The sequence below is a fragment of the Ensifer sp. KUDG1 genome, from assembly GCF_050434285.1.
In the GTDB taxonomy this organism is placed as follows: Bacteria; Pseudomonadota; Alphaproteobacteria; order Rhizobiales; family Rhizobiaceae; genus Ensifer.
Map to the genome: position 1 here is coordinate 126819 of NZ_JBNDIG010000001.1, position 18896 is coordinate 145714.

The 18896-nt window shown below is 63.4% G+C and carries 18 protein-coding genes; 11 read left to right on the plus strand and 7 right to left on the minus strand.

The window, feature by feature from the left end:
- The first annotated feature begins 60 nt into the window (after nucleotides 1-60).
- The 9 genes from infB (at nucleotide 61) to M2267_RS00690 (ending at nucleotide 11060) form a co-directional block, all read left to right on the plus strand.
- Nucleotides 61-2760 carry a translation initiation factor IF-2 gene (infB, locus tag M2267_RS00650; RefSeq protein ID WP_429111896.1) on the plus strand — a complete coding sequence of 900 codons (2700 nt, stop codon included), beginning with the start codon at nucleotides 61-63 and terminating at the stop codon, nucleotides 2758-2760.
- On the plus strand, nucleotides 2760-3212 hold the full coding sequence (locus M2267_RS00655) for a hypothetical protein (protein ID WP_429111898.1): 453 nt from the start codon (nucleotides 2760-2762) through the stop codon (nucleotides 3210-3212). Before infB ends, M2267_RS00655 begins: the two co-directional genes overlap by 1 nt.
- An 80-nt stretch (nucleotides 3213-3292) precedes the next feature.
- Entirely contained in the window at nucleotides 3293-3697 is a 405-nt protein-coding gene (gene rbfA / locus M2267_RS00660) for a 30S ribosome-binding factor RbfA (protein WP_043611838.1), read from the plus strand.
- Nucleotides 3698-3705: 8 nt separating this feature from the next.
- Entirely contained in the window at nucleotides 3706-4641 is a 936-nt protein-coding gene (gene truB, locus M2267_RS00665; protein WP_429111900.1) for a tRNA pseudouridine(55) synthase TruB, read from the plus strand.
- A gap of 183 nt (nucleotides 4642-4824) precedes the next feature.
- Nucleotides 4825-6537 (plus strand): sensor histidine kinase, encoded by a 1713-nt coding sequence (locus M2267_RS00670; protein WP_429111902.1) that lies wholly within the window; start codon nucleotides 4825-4827, stop codon nucleotides 6535-6537.
- Between the two features lie 271 nt (nucleotides 6538-6808).
- Nucleotides 6809-7078 carry a 30S ribosomal protein S15 gene (rpsO, locus tag M2267_RS00675; protein WP_029742369.1) on the plus strand — a complete coding sequence of 90 codons (270 nt, stop codon included), beginning with the start codon at nucleotides 6809-6811 and terminating at the stop codon, nucleotides 7076-7078.
- Nucleotides 7079-7434: 356 nt separating this feature from the next.
- Entirely contained in the window at nucleotides 7435-9585 is a 2151-nt protein-coding gene (gene pnp, locus M2267_RS00680) for a polyribonucleotide nucleotidyltransferase (protein WP_043611841.1), read from the plus strand.
- A gap of 81 nt (nucleotides 9586-9666) precedes the next feature.
- On the plus strand, nucleotides 9667-10683 hold the full coding sequence (locus M2267_RS00685; RefSeq protein WP_043611843.1) for a class I SAM-dependent methyltransferase: 1017 nt from the start codon (nucleotides 9667-9669) through the stop codon (nucleotides 10681-10683).
- Between the two features lie 155 nt (nucleotides 10684-10838).
- A complete protein-coding gene (locus tag M2267_RS00690; protein WP_043611846.1) occupies nucleotides 10839-11060 on the plus strand; it encodes a hypothetical protein in 222 nt (73 codons plus the stop codon).
- Between the two features lie 33 nt (nucleotides 11061-11093).
- Here M2267_RS00690 and M2267_RS00695 read toward each other — a convergent pair whose 3' ends face one another.
- Nucleotides 11094-12206, minus strand: a complete 1113-nt coding sequence (locus M2267_RS00695) for an MFS transporter (protein WP_429113009.1) — start codon at nucleotides 12204-12206, stop codon at nucleotides 11094-11096.
- 100 nt (nucleotides 12207-12306) lie between these two features.
- Nucleotides 12307-12558 carry a DUF1127 domain-containing protein gene (locus tag M2267_RS00700; RefSeq protein ID WP_429111905.1) on the minus strand — a complete coding sequence of 84 codons (252 nt, stop codon included), beginning with the start codon at nucleotides 12556-12558 and terminating at the stop codon, nucleotides 12307-12309.
- Nucleotides 12559-12697: 139 nt separating this feature from the next.
- Here M2267_RS00700 and M2267_RS00705 point away from each other — a divergent pair, with 139 nt between their 5' ends.
- Entirely contained in the window at nucleotides 12698-14203 is a 1506-nt protein-coding gene (locus tag M2267_RS00705; protein WP_429111907.1) for a winged helix-turn-helix domain-containing tetratricopeptide repeat protein, read from the plus strand.
- 114 nt (nucleotides 14204-14317) lie between these two features.
- Here the strand turns inward: M2267_RS00705 and fabI are convergent, their stop codons facing one another.
- The 3 genes from fabI to fabA are packed head-to-tail and all read right to left on the minus strand — an operon-like array spanning nucleotide 14318 to nucleotide 16915.
- Nucleotides 14318-15124 carry an enoyl-ACP reductase FabI gene (gene fabI / locus M2267_RS00710; protein ID WP_043611851.1) on the minus strand — a complete coding sequence of 269 codons (807 nt, stop codon included), beginning with the start codon at nucleotides 15122-15124 and terminating at the stop codon, nucleotides 14318-14320.
- A 4-nt stretch (nucleotides 15125-15128) separates the two neighbouring features.
- Complete coding sequence (fabB, locus tag M2267_RS00715; protein WP_043611855.1) at nucleotides 15129-16352, minus strand: beta-ketoacyl-ACP synthase I; 1224 nt, start codon at nucleotides 16350-16352, stop codon at nucleotides 15129-15131.
- Between the two features lie 47 nt (nucleotides 16353-16399).
- Nucleotides 16400-16915, minus strand: coding sequence for a 3-hydroxyacyl-[acyl-carrier-protein] dehydratase FabA (fabA, locus tag M2267_RS00720; protein WP_043611857.1), 516 nt, complete (start codon nucleotides 16913-16915; stop codon nucleotides 16400-16402).
- Between the two features lie 321 nt (nucleotides 16916-17236).
- Here fabA and irrA point away from each other — a divergent pair, with 321 nt between their 5' ends.
- Nucleotides 17237-17659 carry an iron response transcriptional regulator IrrA gene (irrA, locus tag M2267_RS00725; protein WP_043611882.1) on the plus strand — a complete coding sequence of 141 codons (423 nt, stop codon included), beginning with the start codon at nucleotides 17237-17239 and terminating at the stop codon, nucleotides 17657-17659.
- Nucleotides 17660-17704: 45 nt separating this feature from the next.
- On the opposite strand, the gene M2267_RS00730 is transcribed toward irrA, so the two are convergent.
- Together M2267_RS00730 and M2267_RS00735 are read right to left on the minus strand one after the other, a co-directional pair.
- On the minus strand, nucleotides 17705-18130 hold the full coding sequence (locus M2267_RS00730) for a plastocyanin/azurin family copper-binding protein (protein ID WP_429111911.1): 426 nt from the start codon (nucleotides 18128-18130) through the stop codon (nucleotides 17705-17707).
- Nucleotides 18131-18232: 102 nt separating this feature from the next.
- Nucleotides 18233-18868 (minus strand): trimeric intracellular cation channel family protein, encoded by a 636-nt coding sequence (locus tag M2267_RS00735; protein WP_029742382.1) that lies wholly within the window; start codon nucleotides 18866-18868, stop codon nucleotides 18233-18235.
- Nucleotides 18869-18896 lie beyond the last annotated feature (28 nt).

The window sequence follows — 18896 nt, forward strand, 5'->3', positions numbered from 1 at the left end:
AATTTGGAAGACAGGGTCAGGTGATACGCATCCGGCCCTGATCGCTAGGAACGGAACGGAATGACCGACAACAACGACGACAAGACAGGCAGCGCAGCAGGCAAGAAGACGCTGACCCTGAAGCCCCACGGGGTTTCGCAGGGGACCGTGCGTCAGGACATGGGCCGTGGCCGCACCAAGGCGGTCGTGGTCGAAACCAAGAAACGCCCCTTCCATCGCCCTAAGGACGAGCGCCCGATCACGCCGGTTGCCGCGGCTCCCGCCGCACGCCCGGTCGAGCAGCGTCCGGCTCAGCCGCAGCCTTCCGGCCGCCCGGCCCCGCAGCCGCAGCAGCACTCGACGCGCCAGGAAGCCAACCAGGCCAACCGGCCGCGTGTGGGTGTCGTTCTGAACCAGCTTTCAGCCGGTGAGATCGATGCACGCCGCCGTGCTCTGGCCGAAGCGCAGATCCGCGACGCCGAAGAAGCGGTCATCCGCGCCGAGAACGAAGCACGTCGCAAGCGCGAGGAAGAAGCCCGTCTCCTTCAGGAGAAGGAAGAAGCTGCACGCCGCGCCGCTGAAGAAGCCGCCCGTCCGGCAGTCGAGCCCGAAGCAAAGGTCGAAGAGGTTGTCGAAGAGCGCCCCGCGGCAGCTCGCGCACCCGCTTCCACCGAGCGTCGCGCCGACGGCCGCCCGCAGGCTGCACGGCCTGCCGAAGCTGCAACTGGACTTCCGACCCCGGCTCCGGCCGGCGCGCTGCGCGGCCGCAAGGTCGACAACGAAAAGGATGAGGATCGTGGTCCGCGTCCTGGCGCAGGTCCGGTTCGCGGCAAGGTCGTGCGTCCGGAGCCGGCAAAGGTTCCGGCCCGCCCGAAGGGTGACGATGGTCGCCGCCAGGGCAAGCTGACGCTGAGCACCGCGGGCGATGAGGATGCCGGCCAGCGCGCTCGCTCGCTGTCGGCCATGCGTCGTCGCCAGGAGAAGTTCAAGCGCAGCCAGATGCAGGAAACCCGCGAGAAGATTTCTCGCGAAGTCATCCTGCCCGAAACCATCACCATTCAGGAACTGTCGCAGCGCATGTCTGAACGCGCCGTCGATGTCATCAAGTACCTGATGAAGGAAGGTCAGATGATGAAGCCCGGCGATCTGATCGACGCCGATCTGGCCGAACTCATCGCTGGCGAATTCGGCCACACGGTCAAGCGCGTTTCGGAATCCGACGTCGAGGAAGGCATCTTCAACGTTTCGGACTCGGACGAAGAAATGGAGCCGCGTCCGCCCATCGTTACGATCATGGGTCACGTCGACCACGGCAAGACCTCGCTGCTCGACGCCATCCGTCATGCCAACGTGGTTGCCGGCGAAGCCGGTGGCATCACCCAGCATATCGGCGCCTACCAGGTCGAGCAGAACGGCAACAAGATCACCTTCATCGACACCCCCGGCCACGCGGCGTTCACCGCCATGCGTGCCCGTGGTGCCCAGGCGACCGACATCGCAATCCTGGTGGTTGCGGCTGACGACAGCGTGATGCCGCAGACGATCGAATCGATCAACCACGCCAAGGCGGCGGGTGTTCCGATCATCGTGGCGATCAACAAGGTCGACAAGCCGACGGCAAACCCGCAGAAGGTTCGCACCGAACTGCTGCAGCACGAAGTCTTCGTCGAATCCATGGGCGGTGAAGTTCTCGACGTGGAAGTCTCCGCGAAGAACGGCACCAACCTCGACAAGCTGCTGGAAGCGATCCTACTCCAGGCGGAAATCCTCGACCTGCGCGCCAATCCGAACCGGACGGCCGAAGGTACGGTGGTCGAAGCCGAGCTTGACCGTGGCCGTGGTGCGGTTGCGACCGTACTCGTTCAGAAGGGCACGCTGCGTCCGGGCCAGATCATCGTCGCCGGTGATCAGTGGGGCCGTGTGCGCGCGCTCGTCAACGACAAGGGCGAACACGTCAAGGAAGCTGGCCCGTCGATGCCGGTCGAGGTTCTCGGCCTGTCGGGTACGCCGGCTGCTGGTGACAAGTTCGCCGTCGTCGAAAACGAAAGCCGCGCTCGCGAGATCTCCGAATACCGCCAGCGTCTCGCCCGCGAGAAGCAGGTTGCCCGTCAGTCCGGCTCGCGCGGTTCGCTCGAGCAGATGATGACCCAACTCCAGACCTCCGGTCTCAAGGAGTTCCCGCTGGTCATCAAGGGCGACGTGCAGGGCTCGATCGAAGCGATCGCCGGTGCTCTCGACAAGCTCGGAACCGACGAAGTGCGTGCACGCATCGTGCATTCGGGTGCCGGTGGTATCACCGAGTCCGATATCTCGCTCGCCGAGGCATCGAACGCCGCGATTATCGGCTTCAACGTCCGCGCCAACTCGCAGGCCCGTTCGGCCGCCGAGCGTGCCGGCATCGAGATCCGCTACTACAACATCATCTACGATCTGGTGGATGACGTGAAGGCGGCGATGTCGGGTCTGCTCTCGCCGGAGCGTCGCGAAACCTTCCTCGGCAACGCCGAGATCCTGGAGGTGTTCAACATCACCAAGGTCGGCAAGGTCGCGGGTTGCCGCGTCACCGAAGGCAAGGTCGAGCGTGGCGTCGGCGTCCGTCTGGTTCGCGACAACGTCGTTATCCACGAAGGCAAGCTCAAGACCCTCAAGCGCTTCAAGGACGAAGTCTCTGAAGTCAACGTCGGTCAGGAATGCGGCATGGCCTTCGAGAACTACGAAGACATCCGCGCCGGCGATACGATCGAGTGCTTCCGCGTCGAGCATATCACCCGGACGCTCTAATGGGGCTGAAAGCCCGGCAAATCTGCACAACGGCGGCCTTGGCCGCTGTTGTGTCGTTTTGGCGGACGCCGGCTTTCGCGGAAGTCTGCGACAAGATCTATCCCGGATGGGATGGGCAGAATTTCTCGGTTTTCAACGAGGTGGCCGCTTTCCTGACCAATTGGGTCGGCCTGGCGGCGCTTTTCTGTCTGTTTATCGGTTCAGTGGTTTTGCGCCTTCGGGCGCTGCTTTGGGTCGGGAGTCTTCTCGGCGGCCTCCTCCTGATGATCGCCATCACATCCTGGGGAGATGCCGAGCACCAGGTATGGCAGTCGGCTATCAATGAGGGTTGCGCTCATCCGCAGTTCGAACTGATCCATCTGCTGTCCGCGCTCGTGTTGACCGCTACGGGCGTCTTTCTGGGGCTGCGTCAAAGAAAGCGGGCGCAGGCAATCAGGGCTACCCGTGCCTGAGGCAGGGACGCTATATTACGCTTAAGAATAAAACGGATTGCCGCCCCGGGCGGGCGCAATACCTTGGAAAGCCAACGACCATGACCAAAGCCACATCCTCTGCCCCTTCCCAGCGCATGCTGCGTGTCGGTGAACAGGTGCGTGCTGCGATCACGCAGGTTCTGCAGCGCGGCGAAGTTCGCGATCCCGTGATCGAAAAGACCGTCATCGCGATCTCGGAAGTGCGCATGTCGCCGGATCTGAAGATCGCCACCGCCTACGTGACCCCGCTCGGCGTACCCAACCATGACGAAGTCATCGACGCGCTGAACCGCAACGCCAAGTACATTCGCGGCCGTCTCGGCCCGCAGCTTCGGCAGATGAAATACATGCCCGACGTTCGTTTCCGCGACGATACGAGCTTCGACAACTACAAGAAGATCGATGAACTCCTGCGTTCGCCGGAAGTCAGCCGCGATCTCGACCAGACCGAAGACGAAGAATAGTAGATTTCATGTCCAAACCGCGTAAGCCCAAGGGCCGCCCGATCTCGGGCTGGCTGATCCTCGACAAGCCGCTCGACTTCGGCTCCACTGAAGCCGTCTCGAAGATCAAGTGGCTGTTCAAGGCCCAGAAGGCCGGCCACGCCGGCACCCTCGATCCGCTCGCCTCCGGCATGCTGCCGATTGCGCTCGGCGATGCGACGAAGACCGTCCCTTACGTGATGGATGGGCGCAAGATCTACGAGTTCACCGTCGCCTGGGGCGAGGAGCGCTCCACGGACGACCTCGAAGGCGAGGTCACCCATTCCTCGGCCGAGCGGCCGAACGAAGAGGCGATCCGCGCGCTGCTGCCGAAATATACCGGCGTCATCAGCCAGGTCCCGCCGCAGTTCTCGGCGATCAAGATCGATGGCGAGCGCGCCTATGATCTCGCCCGCGACGGCGAGACGGTCGAGATCCCGGCCCGCGAGGTCGAGGTCCACCGGCTGACGCTGCTGGGGGCTGCACCCAATCTCGCCCATTTCGAAATCGAATGCGGCAAGGGCACCTATGTGCGCTCGCTCGCCCGCGACATGGGCCGCGATCTCGGGTGTTTCGGCCACATCGCGTCGCTGCGCCGTACCTTCGTCGCCCCGTTCGGGGAAGAGGACATGGTGCCGCTTGCCGACCTGGTGGCTTTGGAAAAGATCGAGGACGAGCAGGAACGTCTGGCGGCACTCGACGCCTATCTGATCGAGACCGGCGAAGCGCTTTCCAGCCTGCCGCACGTGCCTGTCAACGACGACCAGGCGCACCGTCTCAGAATGGGCAATCCCATCATCCTGCGCGGCCGCGACGCACCGCTGGCGACGCCCGAGGCCTATGCCACGGCGCGCGGCAAGCTGGTCGCGATCGGTGAGATCGCCGAGGGCGAATTCCGCCCCAAGCGTGTCTTCGCCGGAAGCTAAGCGCCCGGAACCATTTGCCTTTGCTTGATCCTTGACGCATGATCCCGGCATGGGTTCCCAGTCCATCCGAGGTGGTTCCGTTTCCGTATCGCGTTTCGTTGCCGTTTGGCGGTTGCGCCATTTGCGGCGACGTGCGCCCAAGGCGTTGATGCCGCCGGCAGGGAACGGAAAGGGACGTTGCAGGTGACCGGTGTGACGGAGGAAGGAAAACGCAGGGCAAGCAATGGCCTGGCGGCGATGGTCGATCGCGCCCGCCATGGGCTGACCCGCCCGTTCAGTTTCTATCTGACGTCGCTGCTGCTGGTCGCCATCGTTCCGGCCTTCATCTTTTCGCTGGTCGTGCTGAAGCGCAGCGTCGACGCGCAGGAGCAGGTTATCACCTCGCTGCTGCAGGCCTCGACCGGATCGGTGACGCGCATCGTGGAGCGCGACATCGAGGGCATGCTGACGACGCTGAAGGTGCTGTCGACCTCGCGGGCTATCGAGGACGCCAATTTGCAGGCCTTTTACGAGAGAGCCTCGACAGCGCTGGCCCAGACCGATTCCTACCTGATCGTCATCGATCGCAAGCACGAGCAGCGGCTCAACACCCGCGTTCCCTTCGGCACGCAGCTCGGCAAGGGGTCCGACCCGGACTCCATCGAGCGCGCCTTCACCAACAACGGCGCGCCGCTCGTCTCCAATGTCTTCTTCGGCAAGACCGCCGGAAAATGGGTGTTCAACGTCTATCTGCCGGCCAAACTCTCGACCGGTGAGGACTACCTGCTGGCCTTGACGCAAAACGCCGAGAACATGGCCAAGGCCGTCAACCGCGATACGCTGTCGCCCGGCTGGAACGCGGCCCTCGTCGACGGCTCGGGAAAGGTCATCATCTCCTCGGATGCGGCGGTCAAGGCCGGCAAGCCGTTCTTTCTCGACAAGGTTCCGGCGATCAGCATCGGCGTTCGCAACATCAAGGAGAACGGCACGGAATATCGGGTGGCGACCGAATTCTCTGTCATCACCGGCTGGCGGATCATCGCCTGGGCGCCGCGCTCGATCGTCGATGCGCCCGCCGTCTGGTCGTTCCTGTGGCTTTCGCTCGGCGGCATCATCTTTGCTGGCATCGCTATCGCCGGTTCGCTGGCCATCGCGCGGCTCCTGTCGCAGGGTGTGAAGCTCGTGGCGCAGGATGCGCGCCGCCTTGGCGCCGGCGAGCGGATCGAGCCGCGCCCGCACATGATCGCCGAGGTCGAGCAGGTCTCAGCGGCACTGGCGCGGGCGGCAGCCGCACGCACCAAGGCGGAGAGCGAAATCCGGTTCCTGATGCGCGAGGTGGCGCACCGCTCGAAGAACCAGCTGACGGTGATCCAGTCGATGTTGAACCAGTCGGTCTATTCGGCCGAGAGCGCCGCCGATTTCGCCGACAGTTTCCGCAAGCGCATCGCCGGGCTCGCCCGCTCCACCGACCTGATGATCGCCAATGCCGCCCAAGGGGTGGATTTCCGGGAACTGGCCCAGAACCAGCTGCAACCGTTCACGCCTGACGATCCGAGGCGGGTGATCCTGTCCGGTCCGCCTTTGCGGCTCGAAACCCAGATCGCCCAGACGCTCGGCATGGCGCTGCACGAGCTCGCGACCAATGCCACCAAATACGGCGCGCTCGCCAATACCACTGGCGTCGTCAAGCTGAGCTGGTCGCTGGAGGATGCGGGCATCGCCATTCGCTGGCGGGAGGAGGGGGCCGATCTCGCGGGCAAGCCCTCAGACCCGATCCGCAAGGGTTTTGGAACGCTCGTGCTCGAACGCATGCTCGGCATGGCCCTGAATGCGGTACTGGAGCGGACGATGCATGCCGACGGTATCGAGTGGCGGATCACCGTGCCGCGACAGGCCGGCGAAGACGACGCGCCATGACCGGCCGCCGGCGGGTTTTCTCCGCCGATCCGAGCCGCACAGCTGCCGATCGCGGCCGGATAAAATCGCCTCCGATGGAGCGGTGCCCGACCGGTTATTGAGGCCATCCGCCGGCCTTCGCGAGCGCCGGTCCATGACCCTTTCCTTTTTCATCCAATTCGTTTATAGGCACGCCAGCAAAAGGCTAAATGCCCGTTGCATTCACGGCCGCAGCTGGACGACATCCCGGCTGACGGCGTCCCTAAATCCTCGAAATCGAAAGGATCATCCGATGTCGATTGCTGCAGAGCGTAAGGCTCAGCTCATCAAGGAATTTGCAACCGTTGAAGGCGACACCGGTTCTCCGGAAGTCCAGGTTGCTATCCTGACGGAACGGATCAACAACCTGACCGAACACTTCAAGGGCCACAAGAAGGATAACCATTCCCGCCGTGGTCTGCTCGCGATGGTTTCCAGCCGTCGTTCGCTCCTCGACTATCTGAAGAAGAAAGACGAAGCGCGCTACACCAAGCTGATCGGTGCCCTGGGCATCCGTCGCTAAGCGACTTATCCGGCGGGTCTTTGCGGCCCGCCGGCTTTTTTATGGAGCGTTGAACGCTCGACGATTAAACTCTCCAGCCGCATAGGAAACGTGGCTAAACGAGAGCGTCCAGCGAGCCGGATGGGCCGGTATCGCGGATCAACCGATGGCCCGTCATGGGGCAGGATTGCAGGATGCTTCGGCCCCTGCTTGCCGGAAACGCCGCTTCAAAGCGGGTGGACGGGCAAAGCGGAAACCAGCCGATTAAAGCGTGAAGCCTCCCGTTGTCTTGCCCGTGATGCGCCATTTCATGCGGCCCTTCGACCGCCCGCGCTGCAACAGCCGCGGAGAGGTCCGCCGCACACGAAGGACAGAACATGTTCGATACCCACAAGGTTGAAATCGAATGGGCTGGGCGTCCGCTCAAGCTCGAAACCGGCAAGGTCGCCCGTCAGGCTGACGGCGCCGTTCTCGCCACCTACGGCGAAACCGTCGTTCTCGCCACCGTCGTTTCGGCCAAGGCGCCGAAGCCGGGCCAGGACTTCTTCCCGCTGACCGTCAACTACCAGGAAAAGACCTACGCCGCCGGCAAGATCCCGGGTGGCTACTTCAAGCGCGAAGGCCGTCCGAGCGAAAACGAAACGCTTGTTTCGCGCCTGATCGACCGCCCGATCCGCCCGCTGTTCCCCGAGGGCTACAAGAACGACACCCAGGTCGTCGTCACGGTCATGCAGCATGACCTCGAAAACAACCCCGACGTCCTGTCGATGGTTGCCGCTTCTGCTGCGCTGACGCTGTCGGGTGTCCCGTTCATGGGTCCGATCGGCGGCGCGCGCGTCGGCTACATCAACGGCCAGTACGTGCTGAACCCGCATCTCGACGAGATGGACGAATCGACCCTCGACCTCGTCGTCGCCGGTACGCAGGAAGCCGTGCTGATGGTTGAATCGGAAGCCAAGGAACTGGCGGAAGACGTCATGCTCGGCGCCGTCGTATTCGGCCAGAAGGGTTTCCAGCCGGTCATCGACGCGATCATCAAGCTCGCTGAAGTTGCCGCCAAGGAGCCGCGCGACTTCCAGCCGGAAGATCATTCCGCGCTCGAAGCCGAAATGCTCGGCATGGCCGAAGCCGAACTGCGCGACGCCTACAAGATCACCGAGAAGGCTGCCCGCTACGCTGCCGTCGACGCCGTCAAGGCAAAGGTGAAGGCACACTTCTTCCCGGAAGGCGCCGAGCCGAAGCACACTGCCGAAGTCATCGGCGCCGTCTTCAAGCACCTGCAGGCCAAGATCGTTCGCTGGAACATCCTCGACACCAAGAGCCGCATCGACGGCCGCGATCTCGAAACCGTTCGGGCGATCGTTTCGGAAGTCGGCCTTCTGCCGCGTACCCACGGTTCGGCCCTGTTCACCCGCGGTGAGACGCAGGCGATCGTCGTTGCCACGCTCGGCACCGGCGAAGACGAACAGTACGTCGACAGCCTGACCGGCATGTACAAAGAACGCTTCATGCTGCACTACAACTTCCCGCCCTACTCGGTCGGCGAAACCGGTCGCATGGGCTCCCCGGGCCGTCGCGAAATCGGTCACGGCAAGCTCGCCTGGCGCGCTATCCGCCCGATGCTGCCGGAAGCCGAGCAATTCCCCTACACGCTGCGCGTCGTTTCCGAGATCACCGAGTCGAACGGCTCGTCCTCGATGGCTACCGTCTGCGGCACCTCGCTCGCCCTCATGGACGCTGGCGTTCCGCTTGCAAAGCCGGTTGCCGGTATCGCCATGGGCCTGATCAAGGAAGATGAGCGCTTCGCCGTTCTCTCCGACATCCTCGGCGACGAAGACCACCTCGGCGACATGGACTTCAAGGTCGCTGGTACCGACGCCGGTATCACCTCGCTCCAGATGGACATCAAGATCGAGGGCATCACCGAAGAGATCATGGGCATCGCGCTCAACCAGGCCAAGGGCGGCCGTCTCCACATCCTCGGCGAAATGGCCAAGGCCATCTCCGAAAGCCGTGGCCAGCTCGGCGAATTCGCCCCGCGCATCGAAGTCATGAACATCCCGGTCGACAAGATCCGCGAAGTCATCGGTTCGGGCGGCAAGGTCATCCGCGAAATCGTCGAAAAGACCGGCGCCAAGATCAACATCGAAGACGACGGCACCGTGAAGATCGCCTCCTCGTCCGGCAAGGAAATCGAAGCGGCCCGCAAGTGGATCCACTCGATCGTCGCCGAGCCGGAAGTCGGCCAGATCTACGAAGGCACCGTTGTGAAGACCGCCGACTTCGGCGCTTTCGTCAACTTCTTCGGCGCCCGTGACGGCCTCGTCCACATCTCGCAGCTCGCTTCCGAGCGCGTCGCCAAGACGACCGATGTCGTCAAGGAAGGCGACAAGGTCTGGGTCAAGCTCATGGGCTTCGACGAGCGCGGCAAGGTTCGCCTGTCGATGAAGGTCGTCGACCAGGCCACCGGCAAGGAAATTGCTGCCGAGAAGTCCGAGAAGAAGGGCGACGGCGAAGCCGCTGAATAAGCGCGCTTCACCCGAATGCATTCGGGGCGCGGGGCGGTTCGCTCCGCGCCCCTTTCTTGTAAGAAGATGACGGATAGACCGATGAGCCGAGATTCGTTGAAGACCCTGTTTTACCCGTTCGACAGCGGCGTGATCGACCCGCCGGGCGCGGGCGAGCGCGTGCTGTTCCTTGGCGCGGAAGCGGGCTACAGGCTGCCCCAAGGCTTCGAGGCGTCGATCTCTGCCGTGCAGCCGCTGCGGCCGCTCTATCGCGCCCTGGAGGCCGCCCGTGCCGACGTGGCGCCTGAAATCACCGGCGAGGACTACGACGTCACGCTGATCCTGTGCGGCAAGCACAAGGGCGAGAACGAAGACCGGATCGCCGAGGCGCTGAAGCGCACGCGCGAAGGCGGCCTGATCGTCGTTGCCGGCGGTAAGGAAGATGGCATCCAGTCGCTGAAGAAGCGCATCGCCAAGTTCGAATGGGACGGCGACCATCTGCCGAAATACCACGGCGTCGCCTTCTGGTTCACCCGTCCAGAAGATGTCACCGACGCCGTACAAAAGCTCGCCAAGGTGCCGGTGCGCGTCGATGGCCTGTTCGAGGCATCGCCCGGCATGTTCTCGCATGACCGTATCGATGCCGGCTCCGAACTGCTGGCCTCGCGTCTGCCGATCGATTTCCACGGTCATGCCGCCGATTTCGGCGCCGGCTGGGGCTATCTCGCAGCCAAGCTCGCAGAAGCGTCGCCGGGCACCAAGGGGGTCGACCTCTTCGAGGCCGATCACGAGGCGCTCGAGGCGGCCCGCGTCAACATGATGGCGAACGCGCCGCGTATGCCGGCCCGTTTCTACTGGTTCGACCTGACGAGCGAAGAGCCGCGCGACAAGTACGACCTCATCGTCATGAACCCGCCCTTCCATGAGGGCCACGCGGCTGAGCCGGCGCTCGGCGTCGCGATCATCAAGACGGCGCTGAAGGCGCTGAAGCAGGGTGGCAAGCTGATGATGGTCGCCAATCGCGGCCTGCCCTACGAGCAGGTTCTGGCCGAAAATTCCAAGGAATATGGCGAGACCTGCCGCAACGCCCGTTTCAAGGTGCTCTGGGCCAAGCGCTAGGCCCAGCAGGGTCCATTTTGCACGAACTGAGAATGGAAAAGCCGGGCGAATGACCCGGCTTTTTTACATCTGGCCGCACGCCAGACTTTGCCCGTTGCCTTCGCCGCAGATCCGGCTCACCATGTGCCCGGTTTTGCTGCCGGAGGATGAGATCCATGACGTCGGGAGTGAACAGGCCGCCCTTGAGTGAGGATGCGGCCGAAGCTATTGCCAAGGACATCAAGCAGGGCGAGGGACATGGCGCGACCTCCGAGGTGCCCATGTCGTTCCTGCAGAGCCTCTACCGTTCGCCGCTTGACCCCGCACGCCGAACCCATACGGGTTTCGTCGTAGCGGCGGTCATCGTGGCCTTGCTCGTGCTCTTCATCCTGGTTTGAGGCAGCCGGCAGAAGGCAGGCGGACCGGGTCCGTCAGCGGCGGCGTTCCTTGACGATCAACAGCCCAGCGAGGACGGCGCACAGCAGGCCGAGAGACAGCGGCAGGCCGTGGTGTCCGGTCACTTGCATGGCAAGTCCCGTTGCCGGCGAGCCGACCATCCCGCCAAGGCCCCAGGCGAAGGCAAAGGCGGCATTGCCGGCGATCAAGGCCTGGCCGCTGAAGCGCTCGCCGAGCTGGATCAGCGACAGGGTATAGATCCCGAACGTCACCCCGCCCCAGACAAAAACGAGCGGCCAGATGAGCCAGCTGTCGAACAGCCATGGCAGCAGCGGGCACCCGGCCAGGGATGAAAGCACGCAGAACAGCATGGTCCGCCTCGATCCCCTGCGTTCGGAGAGCCGTCCGAGCAGGACCTGCAGCGACGCATTGCCGGCAATGAAGCAGGTGATGAGCGGTGCGACGCGCGCCTCGTCGCTGCCAAGCGCTGCGCCATAGACCGCAAGCAGCGAAAGCAGGGTCTGCTCGAAGGCCGCAGCCGTCGCGACCGCAAACAGCAGCAACGGCGCCAGCGCGAAAAAGCCGGCGACCGAAGTCGCCTCCCCATGCTGCGGCATCTCCGGCAGGCGCGACACCAGGGCAAGCAGGATCAGGCCGCAGGCGAGGAAAGCCACGATGCCGATCAGGAATGGCGACCAGCCGGCCGTTCCGACCATCCCCAATGACAGCGGCCCGATGGCGAAGCCGGCCGAGACGACGGAGGAATAGAGACCCATGATGCGGCCCCGGCGGGACGCGGGCGTAATCGCCACCAGCCAGGTCTCGCTGATCACGGATAGCGGATTGGCGAAGACGCCCAGCAGAAAGCGCAGTGGCATCCAGGCCCAGACGTCGGCGGTCCAGGCAATGGCGGCAAGCGTGGTGGCGGCCAGCACCGAACACAGGACCGCGAGCCGGGCACCGCCCAGCCGCCGTGAAAGCATCGGGATCAGAGGCGCCGACAGGATGAACCCAAGCGGCGTCATGGCCGCCGACAGGCCGATGAGGGCAGGTTCCGTCCGCTGCCGCTCCAGGATGAAGCTGAGCAGCGGATAGGTGAGCCCCTGCGCCACCGCAAAGACGGTGACCGTCGCGATGATGCCCGCCATCGCCGCCCATGGGGTCCGATCTTCCCGGAGCGTTGTGATCGCCTCGCCAAGGAGCGGCGCCGGTGGTGGCTGCTGGTCCGATGTCATTGCGCGGGTCACCTCAAAGCACTTGCCAGAAGGGTCTGGCGAGCTCCTCCTCGACCTGGCGTCGCGTCAGGCCGATATCGTCGATCAGATGCGGATCGCCCTTGAGCTTTCGCTCGAGCTCGACGTGAAACTGGTTCCGTTCACGCCAGGCGGCGACCACCCGTCTCAGCGTCTCGACGGGGTAAAGCGAACGCGTCGGGCTCCCCCGCGTCTTTGGCGCCGCTGCCTGAGGCGAAACAATGGGAGAAAAGGGGGCGTTGTTCATGACAACCTCGCTATCGGCTTTGAGGGATCCGGAGATCCTCGATCTGAAGGAGGTTGGATTCTGCGAAATCGGATCGACGCCGTACTTAAGCCCTTCCAAAAAGTTCTCAAAATCTTCCAAACGGGCTATAGATCGCCGCATGCAGGATACGCGTTTTGCCTTTGGTCCATTCGTGCTTGATCCGGGGGCGGGAACGCTCCTGCGGAACGATGATCCGGTTGCGGTCGGGTATCGTGGCGTGAAGCTGCTTGCGGCGTTCGTGGAACGGCCAGGCGAAATTCTTGCCAAGACCGAGCTGATGGACGCCGCCTGGCCGGGCACGGCCGTCGAGGAGGGCAATCTTACCGTACAGATCGCACAGCTCAGGAAGCTGCTCGGCCGGGCTGCCGACGGCGGCGAGTGGATTTCAACGGTTCCGCGCGTCGGATACCGTTTCATGGGCAATATCGAGCGGCTGGCAGGCGGGCGAAAGCCGTTGCCGCTACCGGGCCGACCGTCGATCGCTGTGTTGCCCTTCGTCAATCTCAGCAACGATCCCGATCAGGATTCCTTTGCGGACGGGCTGACGGAAGACCTGATCACCGATCTCTCCCGGAGCGGTGGCCTGTTCGTCATCGCCCGCAACTCCACCTTTGCCTACAAGGGAAGGGCGATGGACGTGCGCGCGATCGCGGAGGATCTTGGCGTGCGTTACCTCTTGGAAGGAAGCGCACGGCGGGCCTCCGGACGCGTGCGCATCAATGCCCAGCTGGTCGATGCGCTGAGTGGAGAGCACCTGTGGGCCGAGCGCTTCGATCGCAATCTGGAAGACATCTTTGCCGTTCAGGACGAGGTGACGGCGAAGATCGTCGAGGCTCTGCTTGGCCGGCTGCGCACGCCGCCGTCACGCAATCGCCCCAGGAGCCTCGAGGCCTACGATCTCTGCGTTAGGGCGCGCAAGTTGATCGACGATTCGCCGCAGACCGCCCGGGAAGCGCATCTGATGCTCACCCGCGCCGTTTCGCTCGACCCCGATTATGCCGAGGCCTATCGCTGGCTCGCCATGAACCACTGGATGGGGTGGGTGCACTGGGGCGCGCCGATCGAACCGACCCGCGGCATCGCTCTGGAATTGGCGCGCAAAGCCGTTGCGATCGATCCCAGCGACGCCGGCTGCCGCTGGGTGCTGGCCAACCTGCTTGCCTACGAGCGCAACTTCGCCGAGGCCGACGCCGAGTTTGCCAGGGCCATCGAGCTTGATCCGAACGAAGCCGACACCTGGGCGACATTGTCCGACATCACGGTGCTGGCGGGCCGGGTCGAGGAAGGGCTGGAGCACATTCGCAAGGCGTTCCGGCTGAACCCCTATCCGGCAAGCTGGTACTATCTGACGCTCGGCCAGGCGCAGTATGCGGCCGGAGACTACGAAGCCGCGGTCGAGACTTTGCGCAAGGATGAGACCTACCGCACCAGCTCCCGTCGCTTCCTGGCGGCGAGCCTCGCGCAATTGGGGCGGTTCGACGAGGCGCGCGCCGAGGTCGACCTGTTCCTCGTAGCCAACCCGCATTTTACGACCGGTTTCTGGGCGACGACCGAGCCGTTTCGCGACGCAGCGACGCTTGCGCACTTCGTCGACGGCTTCCACAAGGCCGGCCTTCCGGATTGATGTCTTCTCGAGCCATCCGGCCTTCTGGGCCTCAAACAAGAAACCCCGGCGAGATGTCTCGCCGGGGTTTTCTGTAGAAGCTGCGTCGTTCGTCAGCGTCGTTCGCCGCTGCCGTTACTCGGCGTCGGCGGTCCTGAGCGCATCGAGTGCCGGCATCGACGTAATGTTGTAGCCGGAATCGACATAGTGGATTTCGCCGGTCACGCCGCGCGAAAGGTCCGAAAGAAGATAGAGGGCCGAGCTGCCGACATCGTCGATCGTGACGGTACGGCGCAGCGGCGAATTCTTCTGCTGCCAGGAAAGCATCGCCCGGGCGTCGGAAATGCCGGCGCCGGCAAGCGTGCGGATCGGGCCTGCCGAGATCGCGTTGACGCGGATGCCGCGAACGCCGTAGTCGGCGGCGAGGTAGCGCACGGACGCTTCGAGCGCCGCCTTGGCGACACCCATGACGTTGTAGTTCGGCATGACACGCATGGAGCCGCCATAGGTGAGTGTCAGCATCGAGCCGCCCTCATCCATCAGCTCGGCCGCCCGCTTGGCGATCTCGGTGAAGGAGAAGCAGGAAATCACCATCGTGCGGCTGAAATTGTCACGCGAGGTGTCGGCGTAGAGGCCCTTCAGCTCGTTCTTGTCCGAGAAGCCGATGGCATGGACAATGAAGTCAAGCTTGCCCCAGCGTTCCTTGATCGCATCGATGACCGCATCGACCGACGCAATGTCTTCGACATCGCAGGGAAGCAGGAAGTCGGAACCGAGTTCGGCCGCCAGCGGCTTGACGCGCTTGCCGAGCGCCTCGCCCTGATAGGTGAAGGCCAGTTCCGCGCCTTGCGCTGCAAGCGACTTGGCGATGCCCCAGGCAATAGAATGGTTGTTGGCCACACCCATGATGAGGCCACGCTTTCCAGTCATCAGTCCCGTCATGGTGTTATCCGTTGTAGCGCTGGAAGACGAGCGTTGCGTTGGTGCCGCCGAAGCCGAAGGAGTTCGAAAGAACCGTATCGATCTTGGCATTGTCGATGCGCTTGCGAACGATCGGAACGCCATCGAATTCCGGGTCGAGTTCGCTGATATGCGCGCTTTCGCCGATGAAGCCGGCCTGCATCATCAGCAGGCCGTAGATCGATTCCTGTACGCCGGCCGCACCGAGCGAGTGACCCGTGAGCGACTTGGTCGACTGGATGTGCGGAATCTTGCTGCCGAACACTTCGCGGATCGCGCCGATTTCCTTGCTGTCGCCAACCGGTGTCGAGGTGCCGTGGGTGTTGATGTAATCGACATCGCCCTTCACGGTCGAGAGCGCCTGACGCATGCAGCGGATCGCGCCTTCGCCCGACGGAGCCACCATGTCGTAGCCGTCGGAGGTCGCGCCGTAGCCGACGATTTCGGCGTAGATCTTCGCGCCGCGGGCCTTGGCGTGCTCCAGCTCTTCGAGAACGAGAACGCCTGCGCCGCCGGCAATGACGAAGCCGTCGCGGTTGGCGTCATAGGCGCGCGACGCCGTCGACGGCGTTTCGTTGTACTTCGACGACATGGCGCCCATGGCGTCGAACAGGTTCGACATGGTCCAGTCGAGGTCTTCGTGACCCCCGGCAAACATCACGTCCTGCTTGCCCCACTGGATCATCTCGGCAGCATTGCCGATGCAATGGGCCGAGGTCGAGCAGGCCGACGAGATCGAATAATTGACGCCGTGGATCTGGAACCAGGTGGCAAGCGTCGCCGATGCGGTGGACGACATCGCCTTCGGAACGGCGAACGGGCCGATACGCTTCGGGCTGACGTTCTTGCGGGTGATGTCGGCCGCTTCGACGATCGTGCGGGTGGACGGTCCGCCCGAGCCCATGATGATGCCGGTGCGCTCGTTGCGGGCGATGACGGCTTCTTCCAGACCGGAGTCGGCGATTGCCTGCTTCATCGCCACGTGGTTCCAGGCGCCGCCCTGCGACAGGAAGCGCATGGCACGGCGATCGACGAGTTCGGTCGGATCGAGCGACGGCGCGCCCCAGACCTGGCACTTGAAGCCGTTCTCGGCGAAATCGGGAGAAAACGTGATGCCCGACTTGGCATCGCGCAACGACGCCGTGACTTCGTCTGCATTGTTCCCGATCGAGGAAACGATGCCGAGGCCCGTGACAACAACCCGTCTCATGGTACTGACCTTTTCTTTATTTCGTTGGCTGCGGAAAGGCCTGGATCTTACTCGGCCTTATCCTTCGACAGGCCGACGCGGAGGTCGGTCGCCTGATAGATAGTCTCGCCATCGGCTTTCAGCCAGCCGTCGGCCGTGCCGAGCACGAGCCGTCCGCGCATGACGCGCTTGAAGTCGATGCCGTACTCGAGAAGCTTGGTGTGGGGACGCACCATGCCCTTGAACTTCACTTCGCCGGTGGAAAGCGCCATGCCGCGGCCGGGCTCGCCGAGCCAACCGAGGTAGAAGCCGGTCAGCTGCCACATACCGTCGAGGCCGAGGCAGCCAGGCATGATCGGGTTGCCCTGGAAGTGGCAGGGAAAATACCAGTCGTCCGGCCGCACGTCGTATTCGGCGCGCAGGTAGCCCTTGTCGAAGGCGCCGCCGGTTTCGGAGATATCGGTGATGCGGTGGACCATCAGCATCGGCGGCAGCGGCAGCTGGGCATTGCCGGGGCCAAACAATTCTCCACGGCCGCAGGCCAGGATTTCCTCATAGTTGAAGCTGGATTGTCTGGTCGTCATGAATAGATGTTTCCCCGCGTAACAAATTGTGTTGTCCGACCTGCTTTAGAGCAAGTTTGGCTTGAAATGAAGCGTGGCGACCCGGATCTTGCGGTTTTCCGTCCGGTCTCCATCGCTCCAGATGACGATTTCACTCCGCCGTCGCTTACAGGATCAATGTGGGCGCGACCAGAGTTAATTGCCAGCATTCCCCGAGTTTGACCGGTTTTTCGGGCTTTGCAACGCCTGTCAGGGCTGGAATCTATTGAAAGGCGAGGACGTAAAAGTTATATCGCGGAGGAAGTATTGTGAATTTCGCCGGGATACATGGAACGACCCTTGATGACGAAAGCAACAGAAGTGAGTTCGGAAGAAAGGCTTCGCCACTCAGGCCTGCGTCCGACCCGTCAACGCGTTGCCCTCGCCGATCTGATCTTTGCCAAGGGTGATCGCCACCTGACCGTCGAAGAATTGCACGAAGAGGCCGTCATGGCCGGCGTGCCGGTGTCGCTGGCGACGGTCTACAACACGCTGCACCAGTTTACCGAGGCCGGCATGATCCGCGTGCTGGCGGTGGAAAGCGCCAAGACCTATTTCGACACCAACGTGTCGGACCATCACCACTTCTTCGTCGAGGGCCAGAACGAGGTTCTCGATATTCCGGTCAGCAACATCCACATCGACAATCTGCCGGAGCCGCCCGAGGGCATGGAAATCGCCCATGTCGACGTGGTCATCCGTCTGCGCCGCAAGAACGGCCGCTGATACGGCGGCCACCGTGACGGTGGCCGCGATGGCGATCGATCGCCGCTATTCCGTCACCGTCAGATTGGCGCGCATGCCAGCCTCGTAGTGCCCTTTGATATTGCAAAGGAGCACATAGCTGCCCGGCGCGAGCTTGGCTTTCAGCTGGCCGTCGGCTCCGGGCTTCAGTTCGGAAACCTCGCCGAGGCTCTTGAGCTGCTTTTCGTCGACGCGATGCTTGGCCGCGATGAGATTGATTTTCTGGTTGGCTGATTTCAGCTTCACCAGCACCATCTCGTGCTCTTCGGTCATGGCGTCGTTGTGCACCAGGAAGACCGTCTCTCCGGCCTTTATCGTCGACTGGTCGAGTGTCAGTGTCATCGGGCCGCCCGCTTCACCACCTTCGACGACCTTGACGGTCGTGGCGGCAAATGCCGGCGAGGCCATGCAAAGAAGGGCGAGTGCGGCAAACTTGTTGCTGAAGAAACGCATGCGGTATCCCTTTCGCTGGAGCCGCCCGGGTGGCGGCCGACACCGCATCAACTACGATACCGGGGCTGTCCGCCGCCTGTCATAGGCGCACGTGCGAAAGGCTCACATCACGTCGTCCGGATCGCGGCCCGGCAGCGCCTTGCCGGTCGGCAGCGTCCAGCCGAACTTGAGCGCACCGGCACGCACGGCAAAGGCCGAGGCCACGCCGAGCGTTGAGGCGGCCACAAGCGGCAGTCCCACCATCGTCGCCAGCACGTAGGCGCTGGCACCAATCAGCGCTGCCGTCACGTAGACTTCCGGCCGCAGCAGCACCGAGGGTTCTCCGGCCAGCAGATCGCGAAGCACGCCGCCGAACGTCGCCGTCAGCATGCCGGTAACGAGCGCGACGCTCGGCGACCCCGTCGCTGCATAGCCTTTCGCCGCACCCATCACGCAATAGGCCGACAGCCCGATCGCATCGAGCCAGACGAGCACCCGGTAGCGGGAATCGAAGAGATGGGCGGTGAAGAACAGGAGAACGGCGACGGTGGCGCAGACCAGCAGATAGGTCGGGTTGGTGACCCAGAAGACGGGCGTTGCGCCGAGCACGACGTCGCGCATCGTGCCGCCGCCAATGCCGGTGACCGAGGCGAGGAACAGATAGCCGATGATATCGAGTTGCTTGCGCGAGGCCGACAGCGCCCCGGTTGCGGCAAACACGGCCACACCGGCATAGTCGAGGATTTCGAGGATCGGCATGGGCGCTCCGTTTCAGCCCGATTGGCTC

Bases quoted from the DNA above. Each gene is read 5' to 3' on its own strand.
- fabA (WP_043611857.1), bottom strand. From the start codon at position 16,915: ATGACGACCAGACAATCCAGCTTCAACTATGAGGAAATCCTGGCCTGC.
- infB (WP_429111896.1), top strand. From the start codon at position 61: ATGACCGACAACAACGACGACAAGACAGGCAGCGCAGCAGGCAAGAAG.
- M2267_RS00690 (WP_043611846.1), top strand. From the start codon at position 10,839: ATGACGTCGGGAGTGAACAGGCCGCCCTTGAGTGAGGATGCGGCCGAA.
- irrA (WP_043611882.1), top strand. From the start codon at position 17,237: ATGACGAAAGCAACAGAAGTGAGTTCGGAAGAAAGGCTTCGCCACTCA.
- fabB (WP_043611855.1), bottom strand. From the start codon at position 16,352: ATGAGACGGGTTGTTGTCACGGGCCTCGGCATCGTTTCCTCGATCGGG.
- M2267_RS00705 (WP_429111907.1), top strand. From the start codon at position 12,698: ATGCAGGATACGCGTTTTGCCTTTGGTCCATTCGTGCTTGATCCGGGG.
- M2267_RS00695 (WP_429113009.1), bottom strand. From the start codon at position 12,206: ATGGCGGGCATCATCGCGACGGTCACCGTCTTTGCGGTGGCGCAGGGG.
- fabI (WP_043611851.1), bottom strand. From the start codon at position 15,124: ATGACGGGACTGATGACTGGAAAGCGTGGCCTCATCATGGGTGTGGCC.
- pnp (WP_043611841.1), top strand. From the start codon at position 7,435: ATGTTCGATACCCACAAGGTTGAAATCGAATGGGCTGGGCGTCCGCTC.
- M2267_RS00730 (WP_429111911.1), bottom strand. From the start codon at position 18,130: ATGCGTTTCTTCAGCAACAAGTTTGCCGCACTCGCCCTTCTTTGCATG.
- rpsO (WP_029742369.1), top strand. From the start codon at position 6,809: ATGTCGATTGCTGCAGAGCGTAAGGCTCAGCTCATCAAGGAATTTGCA.
- M2267_RS00655 (WP_429111898.1), top strand. From the start codon at position 2,760: ATGGGGCTGAAAGCCCGGCAAATCTGCACAACGGCGGCCTTGGCCGCT.
- M2267_RS00735 (WP_029742382.1), bottom strand. From the start codon at position 18,868: ATGCCGATCCTCGAAATCCTCGACTATGCCGGTGTGGCCGTGTTTGCC.
- M2267_RS00700 (WP_429111905.1), bottom strand. From the start codon at position 12,558: ATGAACAACGCCCCCTTTTCTCCCATTGTTTCGCCTCAGGCAGCGGCG.
- rbfA (WP_043611838.1), top strand. From the start codon at position 3,293: ATGACCAAAGCCACATCCTCTGCCCCTTCCCAGCGCATGCTGCGTGTC.
- truB (WP_429111900.1), top strand. From the start codon at position 3,706: ATGTCCAAACCGCGTAAGCCCAAGGGCCGCCCGATCTCGGGCTGGCTG.
- M2267_RS00685 (WP_043611843.1), top strand. From the start codon at position 9,667: ATGAGCCGAGATTCGTTGAAGACCCTGTTTTACCCGTTCGACAGCGGC.